Annotated in this window: 4 protein-coding genes; all 4 read left to right on the top strand. The window is 74.6% G+C overall.

Annotated elements, in window-relative coordinates:
• Positions 1-173 precede the first annotated feature (173 nt).
• The 4 genes from ACH4J0_RS10490 to ACH4J0_RS10475 all read left to right on the top strand — a co-directional run bounded on the left by ACH4J0_RS10490 (position 174) and on the right by ACH4J0_RS10475 (position 12,976).
• Entirely contained in the window at positions 174-5,693 is a 5,520-nt protein-coding gene (locus tag ACH4J0_RS10490) for an amino acid adenylation domain-containing protein (protein WP_396238323.1), read from the top strand.
• A gap of 85 nt (positions 5,694-5,778) precedes the next feature.
• A complete protein-coding gene (locus tag ACH4J0_RS10485; protein WP_396238321.1) occupies positions 5,779-6,531 on the top strand; it encodes a thioesterase II family protein in 753 nt (250 codons plus the stop codon).
• A complete protein-coding gene (locus tag ACH4J0_RS10480) occupies positions 6,528-7,796 on the top strand; it encodes an MFS transporter (protein ID WP_396238319.1) in 1,269 nt (422 codons plus the stop codon). The genes ACH4J0_RS10485 and ACH4J0_RS10480 overlap by 4 nt, the downstream gene beginning before the upstream one ends.
• A 47-nt stretch (positions 7,797-7,843) precedes the next feature.
• Complete coding sequence (locus tag ACH4J0_RS10475; RefSeq protein ID WP_396238317.1) at positions 7,844-12,976, top strand: amino acid adenylation domain-containing protein; 5,133 nt, start codon at positions 7,844-7,846, stop codon at positions 12,974-12,976.
• The last annotated feature ends 49 nt before the right edge of the window (positions 12,977-13,025 follow it).

Below are 13,025 nucleotides of genomic sequence, written 5' to 3'. Positions count from 1 at the left end.
CTGCAAGATGCGGCGAGACTACCCTACTCGATGCGATCATGACAGAGGTCAAATCCCTTGCGGGCACGGCAAGATCTCACCCCTTGCCGAGCCAATTCCCGCCTGTATGCTGACGTTCCTGGGGGACGCCGATCCGTGTCTCCACACCCGGGAGGAAAGGGCGTCTACGAGCCGTGGACAGCGAGTTCCCCGCCCAATCGGACGCCGCGGACGAGGATCCGTTCCCGGCGTCGAAGGTCCAGGAGCAACTCTTCCTCGCGCAGCAGACCGTCGGTGACGCGCCGACCTTTCACATCCCGTGCTTCTGGGAAGTCCGGGGGACGGTCGACATCCCGGCGCTGCGCAATGCGTTCGGCGCCGTGTTCGCCCGGCACGAGGCGCTGCGCACCACTTTCCGCATTCACGAACAGGGCCTTCTCCAGGTCGTCCATCCGGAACCGCGGTGGGAATGGCGCCTCGCCACCTGCCGGGACGCCGAGGAGCGCGAACTGCGGATGGTGAGCCACGCCCGCGCCCCCTTCGACCTGGAACGCGGCCCCCTGGTACGGGCCGGGCTGCTGCGCTGCGCCGACGACAGCCACGTGGTCATGCTCTGCGCCCACCACGCGGTCTTCGACGGCTGGTCGGCCAAGCTGGTGCTCGACGAACTGGTGTCCCACTACCGGGCGTTCACCACCGGAACCGAGCCCGAACTGCCGGAGGTCGACTACCAGTACGGCGACTACTCGCTCTGGCACGACGAGTGGCTGGCGGGCCCGGGCGGCGAACGGGCCCTGCGCGAGTGGGCCGAACTGCTCGCCGGGGACCTGCCGGTGCTGGAGCTGCCCGGGGACCTCCCGCCACCCGACCCCGCCTCCACCGCCGCCCCCGGCGGCACCGCCGACGTCCCGCTGCCCGCCCCGGCCGTCGAACAGCTCGCCTCACTCGCGACCGAGTCGCACACCACGCTGTTCACCGTTCTGCTGGCGGCGTACGACCTGCTGCTCGCCGACCGCACCGGGCTGCGCGACCTCGTGGTGGGCACGCCGGCCGTCAACCGCAGCCGGACCGAGTTCCAGTCGACGGTCGGCTGCTTCGTCAACATGGTGGCGGTCCGCACCGACCTCACCGGGCCGCGGACCTTCCGGGAGCTGGTGAAGCGGGTGCGCTCCGCCGTCCTGCGGGCCCAGGACCTCCAGGCCGTGCCGTTCGAGACCGTGGTGAAGGAGGTCCGGCCACCCCGGCGCCCGGGGCACCCGCCGGTCTTCCAGGTCGCCTTCACCGTCGGCGAGGACTTCTTCCAGCCCGTCCGCGCCGGGGAGTTGAGGTTCAGCCCGGTCGAGGTCCCGTCGGTCACCGCCAAGTACCAGCTGTCCCTCCAGGTCAACCGGACCGCGGACGGGCCGGTCGCCGAGTTCGAGTACCGCGCCGACCGGTTCTCCCCCGAGTGGATCGCCGACTTCGCCGCGTGCTACGCCCGGGTGCTGGAACTGGCCGCCGAACAGCCGGACCGGCCGCTGACCGACTTCCTCGGCTCCGACGCGCCGCGGGCCGTCGGCCGCGCCGCCGAGCCCGAACGGCCCGGCCCGGCGGTCGAGTCCACCGTTCCCGCCGACTCCGCGCCGCGCGACGAGACCGAGCGGGTGCTCGCCGAGGTGTGGGCCGAGGTGCTGGGGCGCCCCGCCGTCGGCATCGACGACAACTTCTTCGAGCTCGGCGGCGACTCCATCAGCAGCGTGCAGATCGTCGCCCGGGCCGGCGCCCGCGGCCTCGGCTTCCGGGTCCGCGACCTGCTGCGCAACCAGACCGTCCGCGAGCTCGCCCCGCTGGTGCGCACCGCCGAGCCCGCCGCCGGGCCCGCGCCCACCGGCCCGTTCGAGCTGGTCCACCCCGAGGACCGGCCGCGGCTGCCCGCCGACGCCGTCGCCGCCTACCCGCTGACCGCCCTGCAGTCCGGCATGCTCTACCGCAGCGGCCAGCAGGCGCACACCGCGATGTACCACGACGTGCTGCTGACCCGGCTGCGGGTCGCGTTCTCGGCCGAGGCCTGGCGCACCGCCGTGGCCCGGCTGCTGGACCGCCACGAGCTGTTGCGCACCTCCTTCGCCCCCGGCGGCTTCCGCGAACCGCTCCAGGTCGTCCACTGCCGCATCGACCACCCACCGGTGAGCTTCGAGGACCTGCGCGGCCTGCCGGAGCAGGAGCAGCGCGCCCTGATCGACCAGCGCACCGACTGGGAGGGCCGCGACCTCTTCGACTGGGAGCGGCCGCCGCTGATCCGCTACCACGTCGCCCGGCTCGCCGAGGACGAGGTGCAGCTGTGGACGGTGGTGCACCACGCCGTGATCGACGGCTGGAGCGAGCGGATCCTGTTCGGCGAACTGCTCTCCCTCTACCTCGCCGCCCTCGGGCGCGGCCCGGCCGCCCTGCCGCCCCCGCCCCGCGCCCACTACCGCTCCTTCGTCGCCCTGGAGCGCGCCGCCGTACGGGACCGGGAGCAGCTCGCCTTCTGGCAGGAGCAGCTCGACGGCGTCGCGCTCGGGTCCGTGCCCGCCTCCCCGGGCACCGGGGTTCCGGACATGGCCGTGGTGCCGCGCGAGCTGCCGGCCGAACTGTCCGCCGGGCTGGTCGCGTTGGCGGCCCGCTTACAGGTCCCGGTGCGGATCGTGCTGCTCACCGTGCACCTGCGGGTGATAGCGCTGCTGACCGGCTCCGAGGACGTGGTCTCGGGTGCGGTGTACAACGGCCGGATCGCCGAGCCGGACGGGGACCGGGTGGTCGGCCTGTTCCTGAACACCCTGCCGGTGCGCTGCCGGCTGGCGGTCGACAGCTGGTCCGGGCTGATCCGGCAGGTCGCCGCGACGGACCTGGCCGTCCAGCCGCACCGGCGCTTCCCGATGGCCGAGCTGCGCGGCCGGGTGGCCGGCGCGGCCGCCTTCGAGACCTTCTTCAACTACACCCACTTCCGCAACGAATCGGCCGTGCCGACCGGCGACGTGGAGGTGCTGGAGGAGCGCAGCCACACCCCCACCGACTTCCTGCTGGGCTCGGAGTTCTCCCGGGACACCGCGACCGGCCTGATCGGGCTCGGTCTGCGCTACGACGCCGACCGGATCGCCGCCGCCGACGCCGACCGCTACTTCGGCTACCACGTGGCCGTGATCCGGGCCGTGCTGGCCGATCCGTCGGCCTCGCCCACGGCCACCCCGCTGCTGGGCCGGGCGGAGCTGGCCGAGCTGCGCGCGCGGAACCGGACGGAGCGGGAGTACCCCGGCCCCCAGCTGCTGCACCGGGCGATCGAGCGACAGGCCGCGGCCACCCCGCGTTCTCCTGCCGTGCTGTTCCGCGACCGCGTCCTGAGCTACGCCGAACTGGACGGCCGGGCCAACACCCTGGCGCACCGGCTGGTCGCCCTCGGCGTGCGGCCCGGCGACCACGTGGGGATCGTCCAGCACCGCTCGGCGGAGCTGGTGGTCTCGCTGCTCGCCGTGCTCAAGGCGGGCGGGGCGTACGTCCCGCTGGATCCGGCGGACCCGGCGGAGCGCACGGCCGGCCTGCTCGCCGAGTCCGGCTGCCGGGTGGTGCTGACGGCCGCGGGTACCGAGGGCCTCCGACTCGTGGACGTCCGGGTGGAGTCCGTCCCGGCGGACCTCGCGGAGAGCGAGCGGGGACCGGAGGTCGGGACCGGTCCGGCCGATCCGGCGTACGTCATCCACACCTCCGGCTCCACCGGCCGCCCCAAGGCCGTGGTGGTGTCCCACCGGGCGATCGCCAACCGGCTGGACTGGATGGCTGAGGAGTTCCGGCTGACCGCCGAGGACCGGGTGCTGCAGAAGACGCCGTACACCTTCGACGTCTCGGTGTGGGAGTTCTTCTGGCCGCTGCGCGAGGGCGCCCGGCTGGTCGTCGCCGAGCCCGGCGGGCACTGGGACCCGGGCTACCTGGAGCAGGTGCTGGCCCGGCAGTGCATCACCGTGGCGCACTTCGTCCCCTCCATGCTGCGGGCCTTCCTGGACGCCGCCGACCTCTCCGCCGCCACCGCGCTGCGGCAGGTGGTGTGCAGCGGCGAGGCGCTGCCGGCCGACCTCCAGCGGGACTTCCTGGACCGCTCCAAGGCCGCCCTGGCGAACCTGTACGGCCCCACCGAGGCGGCCGTGGACGTGACGTACTGGCACTGCACCCCCGAGGGCGCCCGGGGCACCGGGACCGTGCCGATCGGCCACCCGATCGCCAACACCCGGATCCACCTGCTGGACCCGTCCGGCCACCCCGTCCCGGTCGGCACCGCCGGCGAGCTGTTCATCGGCGGCGTCTGCCTGGCCGACGGCTACCACGGGCGGCCCGAACTGACCGCCGAGCGCTTCCGCGAGCACACCCTGCCGGACGGCACCACCGAGCGCCTCTACCGCACCGGGGACCTCGCCCGGCGCCGCCCGGACGGCGCGATCGAGTACCTGGGCCGGACCGACGCCCAGCTGAAGGTCCGCGGCATGCGGGTCGAGCCGGGCGAGATCGAGGCCGTCCTGTCCTCGCACCCGGACTGCGGCTCGGCCGCCGTGACCTTCGACGGCGACCGGCTGATCGGCCACTTCACCGCCCGGCCCGGGGCCGAGCTGGCGGTCGAGGAACTGCGCCGGCACGCCGAACGCCTGCTCCCCCGGCACATGGTGCCCGCCGCCTGGCAGCCGCTCGCCGAGCTGCCGCTGACCGGCAGCGGCAAGGTGGACCGCAAGCGGCTCCCCACCCCCTCGGACTCCCGGGAGTCCGCCGCACCCGCCCGACCGCTGACCGACGCCGAGCGCCTGGTCGCCGCCGCCTGGACGGACGTGCTGGACACCGCGGACTTCGGCGTCGACCAGGGCTTCTTCCGGGTCGGCGGGCACTCGCTGGCCGCCGTCCGGCTGATCGGGCGGCTGCGCCGGGACTTCGAGCGCCGGCTGACCGTGGCCGAGCTGTTCGCCCACGACACGGTCGAGCGGCTGGCCGCCCTGCTGACGGCGCCCGCCCCGGACACCGCGAACGGCTGGGAGGTGCTGGCCCTGCGCCCGTCCGGCGCCGCGCCGCTGTGGCTGTTCCCACCGGTCGGCGGCAGCGCCCTGGGCTACCTGGCCCTGACCGGCGCGCTCGATCCCCGGCTGGCCGTGTACGGGCTGGACTGCGCCGAACCGGTCGGCTCCACCGTCGAGGAGATCGCCGCGGCCGCCGTGTCCCGGATCGGGCGGGACCACCCGGCCGGGCCGGTCCACCTGGCCGGCTGGTCGTTCGGCGCGGTGCTGGCCTTCGAGGCCGCGGGCCTGCTGACGGCCGCCGGCCGGGAAGTGACCCTCGGCATGGTCGACGCCGCCTTCCCCGACCCCGGGCAGCTCGCCGGGCTGGACGACGCCCGCACCACCGAGGCGCTCCTGCGGGACGCCCTGGCGCTCACCGGCGCCCCGCCAGCCGGGCCCGGCGGCGAGGCCCGGGCGGCGCGCCACCGGGTCTTCGCCGCCAACCTGCGGGCCCACCACGCCTACCGGCCGCGCCGCCACCCCGGCGACGTGGTCTACCTCGAGAGCCGGGACGGCCGGGAGCTGGGCAGCGCCGAGGCCTGGCGGGCGGTGGTGGCCGGCGCGTTCCGGGTCCACCGCTTCGACACCGACCACTACGGCCTGGTCCGGCAGCCGCACGTCCGGGCCGTCGGCGGCGTCCTCGGCGCCGCCGCGCTCGGCGACTGACCGGTCGCCGCGGCCCCACCGTCCGACCGCCCCATCACCGACCACCCCGACACCGCAACGGTGGGAACAAGGAGTTCACGGCGCCATGCAGACCGACGCGGGCAAATGGCTGTTCCGCCAACCATCCGAGGACGCCCCGGCACGGATCTTCCTCTTCCCGTACTCGGGCACGGGCGCGTCGATGTACCGCGCCTGGCCCGAGCGGATCGGTGAGGTCGAGGTCTGCCTGGTGCAGCTGCCCGCGCGGGAGAACCGCCTGCGCGAGCCGCACCCGGTCACCTACCAGAACCTGGCCACGGCGGCCGCGGCGGCCCTGGCGCCGCTGGTGGACCGTCCGACCGGCTTCTTCGGACACTGCGGCGGCGCCCTCTCCGCCTTCGCCACCGCGCTCGAACTGGAGCGGGTCCACGGCAGGGAGCTGACCGCGCTCTTCATGTCCTCCCAACTCGCCCCCGACGAGGACCCGTTCGGTCGCTGGCTGTGGCTGGGCCGGGACGACCTCGCGGTCGAGCTGAACATCCTCGCCGAGGCGGCCGGGACCAGGATGGACCCGGACTTCCTGGACGTCGCGCTGGACGTGCTGGAGGAGGACCTGGCCGCCCAGCGCCGCTACCGGCTCGCCGCCCCCGAGCCGCTGGCCTGCGCCGTGCACGCGGTCGGCTGGAAGGACGACGTGGAGATCCGCCCGGAGCAGCTGGGCGGCTGGACCAGGTACGTCCCGCCCGGTCGCCACCACGAACACCTGCTGGACGGCGGGCACCACGCCTTCCTCTCCGCCCCGCAGCCGCTGCTCGACCTGATGGGCCGTGCCATGACCGGGGAAGGAGCGGCGTCGTGAAGCTCGCCGGACTCTGGGACCACGCCGACTTCCGCAGACTCTGGGCCGGCCAGACCCTGTCCATGCTGGGCACCAACATGGTCGCGGTGGCCGTCCCGCTGATCGCCTCGGTCAGCCTGGGCGCCTCGGTGTTCCAGATGGGTCTGCTGCTCGCCACCGAGTTCCTGCCCTACCTCCTGATCAGCCTGTTCGTCGGGGTCTGGCTGGACCGGCGGCCGAAGAAGATGATCATCGTGGCGGCGGACGCCGTCCGCTCGCTGATCCTGCTCACCGTCCCGCTGCTCTCCTGGGCGCACCTGCTGAACGTCCCCATCCTGCTGGCGGTCGTGTTCGGCACCGGCACCTGCAGCACCGTCTCCGACATCGGCAACGCCTCGATCCTGCCCGCCCTGGTCGAGCGCGAGGACCTCGTCGAGGGCAACAGCAAGCTGGAGATGAGCAGTTCGGTCTCCAACATCGGCGGCCGGACCTTCGGCGGCCTACTGGTGCAGCTGCTCACCGGCCCCGTCGTCATCATGGTCAACGTCTTCGCCTTCGGGCTGGCGGCCGCCTGCACCCTGCGCATCCGCAAGCGCGAGCCGGTGCCGGAGCGGCCCGCCGACGCCGAGCCGTCCTCGATGTGGAAGGAGATCGGCGAGGGCCTGGGCTTCATCTTCGGCAACGCCACGCTGCGCACCCTGGTGCTGGTCACCTTCCTGATCAACTTCTCCGCGATCGCGATCGACCCGGTGTTCCTGGTCTTCATCACCCGCACCCTGGACCTGCCCGGCATCCTGGTCGGCGCGCTGCTGGCCGGGACGGGTGTCGGCTCGCTGATGGGCGCGCTGTTCGCGGCCCGGCTGGCCAGGATGCTGCCGTTCGGACGGATGGTGGTCTGGACCACTGTGGCGATGACCGGCGTCGAACTGGTCATCCCCGCCGCGACCGTGGTGCCCAAGGGGGTCGCCTTCGCGATACTGATGTTCGTCCAGGTCGCCTATGCCGTGCTGGTGATCGCCAGCGCCGTCAACATCCGCAGCTACCGGTCCGCGATCACGCCGGACGACATGCAGGGCCGGATGAACGCCTCCACCCGGATGATCGTGATGGCCGGCACCCCGTTCGGCGCGATGGCCGGCGGCGGGCTCGGCTCCCTGCTGGGCACCCAGTGGGCGATCGTGGTCTGCGCCGGCGGCATCGGGCTGGCCGCGGTGCTGCTGGCCCTGTCCCCGGTCCGGACCGCGACCGGAATCCCCACCGATCTCCCCGCCCCCGCGACCGTCTGACGCACCGTCAGTCGCGGCCCCCACGACCCGGAAGGCCAGGAACGTTCGTGAACGACACCGATGCGGTCGGCCGCGCCACACTGGACGCCGTCTTCGCCCGCGCCCTGGCGGAGGAGGCCACCGCCTCGACCGCCGCCTCGACCGCCGCCGCTCCCGCGTCCGCCGCCGTGCCGGCCGCCCGCTCGGACGACGGGCGGGCGCCCGCGTCGCTGGCGCAGAAGCGGCTCTGGTTCCTGGAGCAGCTGAACGGCCCCAACAGCACCTACAACGTCCCGTTCCGGCTCCGGCTGGCGGGCGAGCTCGACACCGAGGCCCTGCGGCTCGCGGTCGGCGACCTGGTGGCCCGCCACGAGGGCCTGCGCACCACCTTCGCCGGGGACGAGGACGAGGTCTTCCAACTGCTGCTCGACCCGGAGCAACTGCCCTGGGAGCAGTTGGACCTGACCGACCTCGGCGAGGCGGCGGTGACCCGGCTGATCGACGAGGAGAGCCGGATCCCGTTCGCGCTGGCCGGCCGGCCGCTGTTCCGGGCGAAGCTGATCCGGGCCGGGGCCTCGGTGCACCACCTGGCCGTCACCATGCACCACGCGATCACCGACGGCTGGTCGGAGGGCCTGTTCTTCCGGGATCTCGGCGCCTGCTACACGGCCCGCGTCGGTGGCGCGCCCACCGGCCTGGCCCCGCTCACGGTGCGCTACGCCGACTACTCCGCCTGGGAGGCCGAACCGGCCACGGTGGAGCTCTACCGCGGCCAGCTCGCCTTCTGGCGCGAACAGTTGGCCCGACTGCCGCAGGAGGCCGGGATCCCGGCCGACCTGCCGCGGCCGGTCCTGCTCAGCGGCGAGGGCGCCAGCGTCACCGTGCCCGTCCCGGCCGACCTCCAGCGGCGGCTGGCCGCCTGGGGTTCGGGGCACGAGGCCTCGCTGTTCGCCACCGCGGTGACGGTGCTCGCCGCACTGCTGCACCGGTACAACGGCGAGGACCGGGTGGTCGTCGGCGTGCCGGTGGCCAACCGGCCGCGGGCCGAGTGGGAGCCGGTCATCGGCTACTTCGCCAACACCCTGGCGGTGCCGGTCGACCTGGCCGGCGACCCGACGCTGCGCCAGCTGCTGGGCCAGGTCCGTACGGTCGCGGCGGAGGCGCTCTCGCACCAGAACGTGCCGTTCGACCGGGTGGTGGAGGCGCTCGGCGTGGCCCGCGACCCGTCCCGCAATCCGGTGTTCCAGGTGATGTGCAGCGTCAACCAGGTCGTTCCCCCGCCGGAGCTGCCGGGGCTGGCGGTCGAGATCACGGAGATGCGCAACGACTCCGCCAAGTTCGACCTGGAGCTCGCGGTCAGCTACACGGCCGACGAGGTCGGCTTCGCCTTCGACTACGCCACCGACCTGTTCGAGCGGGCGACCGTGGAACGGCTCGCCGCCGACTACCTGACCCTGCTGGAGGCCTTCCTGGCCGAGGGCACTGCGAGTGTCGGCGGCGTCCCGCTGGGCGCACACGGACCGGCCGAGGTGGACGGCGCCGAGGCGGAGGTCCGCGACCGGTACGGCAACCGGGCGCCCGCCGGGGTGTACGGCGAACTGCTGCTGGCGGGCGCGCCGAGCGGCCGCCGGGCCAGGGTGCTGGGCGACGGCACCGTCGAGTTCGCCACCGACCCGCGCGTCCCGGCCGCCCGCACCGCCCCGGGACCCGCCGACGGCTCCGACGCCCCCGCGACCGAGACCGAGCGGGCCCTCGCGGCGATCTGGTCCCGGCTGCTGGGCACCGAGACAGTCCACCGGGGCACCGACTTCCTTCGGGACGGCGGGGACTCGCTGCTGGCCACCCGGCTGGTCGCCCGGATCCGGCGGCAGTGGTCGGTCAAGCTCTCCGTCCGCCACATCCTCAAGACCCCGGTCCTCGCCGACCTGGCCGAGCTGCTGGACGAGGCCGCCGCGACCCCCGCCGAGGCGCCCGCCCGCAGCGCGATCCCGGCCGCCTCCGGCCCCCGGCCCGAATCGCTGCCGCTGTCCATGGCCCAGCGCGGGATCTGGATCGTCAACCGGCTGGGTCAGCAACAGGCCTTCTACCACATGCCGTTGGCGGTGCGGCTCGACGGCGAACTGGACCTCGCCGCGCTCACCGCGGCCGCGGCGGACCTCGGCCGTCGGCACGAGATCCTGCGCACGGTCTTCCCCGCCGACGCCGGCGGGCCGCGCCAGTCGGTGCAGCCGCCCGAGGCCGTCGCCCAGGTGGTCCGGGCCGGTGCCGTCCACCCCAACGGCCTCCGGCAGGCGCTGCGGGACGCGCTGGAGACCCCGTTCGACCTGACCGTCGAAGTCCCGCTGCGGCTGCACGTGTTCAGCACCGGCCCGCGCTCGCACGTGCTGCTGGTGGACGTCCACCACATCGCCTGCGACGGCCTCTCGCTGGCCCCGCTCTGCCGCGACCTGGCCACCGCCTACGCCGCCCGGTCCGCCGGACAGGCCCCCTCCTGGCACGAACTTCCCATCCAGTACGCGGACTTCGCGCTGTGGCAGGCGCAGCAGCTGGGCCGCGCCGAGGATCCGGGCAGCCCGTTCGGGCGCAGCCTGGCGTTCTGGGCCAAGGCGCTGGCCGGGCTGCCCGAGGAACTCGCCCTGCCGGGGGCCCGGCCGCGTCCCGCGACGCCGACCTTCCGGGGGCTGCCCACCCGGGTGGAGGCCGGCCCCGAGCTGTACCGGCGGATCACCGCGGCGGCCCACGAGCACGGCGCCAGCGTCTTCATCGTGCTGCAGGCCGCGATCGCCGCGATGCTCACCCGCCTCGGCGCGGGCACCGACATCCCGCTGGGCACCCCCACCGCGGGGCGCTCCGACCAGGCGCTGGACGACCTGATCGGCTGCTTCATCAACACCGCCGTGCTGCGCGCCGACACCTCCGGCGACCCGAGCTTCCGCACCCTGATCGCCCGGGTGCGGGAGACCAACCTCGCCGCGCACGACCACATGGAGCTGCCCTTCGACGAGATCGTCACCGCCCTCAACCCGCCCCGCCAGAACGGCCGCAACCCCCTGTTCCAGGTGATGGCGAGCCTCAACGGCGATCCCGAGCCGGTGCCGGCGCTCGGCGGGCTGCCTACCGAGCCCTTCGACCTGGGCACCCCGGCCACCCCGTTCGACCTGACCTTCGAGCTGACCGAGGACCGCGCCCGCGCCACCATCAGCGGCGTCCTGACGGTCAGCGCCGACCGGTTCGACGAGGCGGCCGGGCAGTCGCTGGCCCGGCGGCTGCTGCTCGCGCTCGCCGTCGCGACCGAGCAGCCCGACCTGCCGATCTCCCGGTGGGAGCTGCTGCTCCCGGGCGAGCGCGAGGCGGTCCTCGGCGGGTGGAGCAGCGGGGCGGCCTCGCCCGAACCGGCCACCTTCGCCGAGCAGTTCGAGCGGGCGGTGGCGGCGGCGCCGGACGCGCCGGCCCTGGAGGCGGGGGACATCACCCTCTCGTACGCCGAGCTGGACGAGCAGGCGAACCGGCTGGCCGCCGAACTGGTCGCCCGCGGGATCGGCCCGGAGCGCACCGTCGCGCTCGCCCTGCCGCGCGGCGGCGAGCTGGTGCTCGCCGTGCTGGCCGTCGCCAAGGCCGGCGGCGCGTTCCTGCCGCTGGACGTCCGGTTCCCGGTCGAGCGGCTGTCGTTCATCCTGTCCGACGCGCGGGCCGCGCTGGTGCTGACCGACTCGGCCGGCGCCTCCGCCCTGCCCGTCGGCGGTCCGCCGGCGCTGCTGCTGGACGATCCCGACCTGCTGGACGCGCTCGCCGACCACTCCGGCGAGCGCCCGGCCACCGCCCCGGTCGACCCGGCGAACGCCGCCTACCTGCTGTACACCTCCGGCTCGACGGGGCGCCCGAAGGGCGTCGTGGTCACCCACACCGGGCTGACCCCGCTCGCCGAGCGGCTGCACGAGGTGGTGACGGCCGGGGACGACGGGGAGCGGCCCCGGGTGCTCCAGCAGGTGTCCCCCACCTTCGACATGTACGTCCTGGAACTCCTGATGGCCTTCCGCTCCCGGGCCACCCTGGTGGTGGCGCCCGCGCACCCGGTGCTGGGCGAGGAGCTGGCCGTCCTGCTCGAAGAGCGGCGGATCAGCCACGTGGTGCTGACCCCGACCGCCCTGGCCGCGCTGCCCGCCCGCGCGTTCCCGCGGCTGCGGGCGGTGGTCAGCGGCGGCGAGGCGATGGGCGCGGACCTGGCGGCGCGGTGGGGACGCGGGCGCCGGCTGCACAACGCCTACGGGCCGACCGAGACGACCGTGCTGGGCACCCTGTCCGGCCCGCTGGACGGGACGGTGAGCCCGCCGCTGGGCGCGCCGGTCACCGGCTCCCGGCTGTTCGTCCTGGACGAGGCGCTGCGGCCCGTCCCACCGGGCGTCACCGGCGAGCTGTACCTCGCCGGGGCGAGCCTGGCCCGCGGCTACCTGGGCCGCCCCGACCTGACCGCGGACCGCTTCCTGCCCTGCCCGTACGGCGCGCCCGGGGAGCGGATGTACCGCACCGGCGACCTGGCCCGGTGGACGGCCGACGGCGAGCTCCAGTACCTGGGCCGGGGCGACGGCCAGGTGAAGATCCGCGGGGTGCGGATCGAGCTCGGTGAGGTCGAGGCCGTCCTCGGCGCGCACCGCAAGGTCGCCGACTCGGCCGTGGTGGTGGACGGTTCGGCGTCATCGGGGCCGCGTCTGGTCGCCTTCGTCACCCCGGTGGACCCGGCCGATCCGGCCGCCCGGCCGACCCCGGCCGAGCTGCGGTCGCACTGCGTCCGCTCGCTGCCGCGGGCCATGACACCGGCCCGGTTCGTGGTGCTCGGTGCGATGCCGACGCTGCCGTCCGGCAAGACCGACCGCAAGGCGCTGCGGATCCCGCCGGAGGAGGGCGCCGAGGGCTTCCGCACTCCGCCGGGCACCGCCACCGAGCGGGCGCTGTGCGGGATCTGGCAGCGGCTGTTCGGGACCGAGCGGATCGGGATCGACGACGACTTCTTCGTCCTCGGCGGCCACTCGCTGGCGGCGGTCCGGATGCTCGCCGAGGTCCACCAGGGCCTGGGCGTCGAACTGCCGCTGAGCGCCTGCTTCGAACACCCCACCATCGCGGCGCTGGCGGCCCGGATCGACCGCACGCCCCGGGCGGACGCGGCGGAGCCGGCCGTGGTGCGCCGGCGCCGCCCGGCTCACTGACCCCCGCCGCGGACAGAGCGCCGGCGGACCGCAGTCCGCCGGCGCTCTT

Origin of the sequence: Kitasatospora sp. NPDC017646 (genome assembly GCF_044329365.1) — a bacterium.
Classification (GTDB): Bacteria; Actinomycetota; Actinomycetes; order Streptomycetales; family Streptomycetaceae; genus Kitasatospora.
The sequence above is the reverse complement of the archived record's forward strand: the minus strand, read 5'-3'. Positions and strand labels throughout refer to the sequence as shown.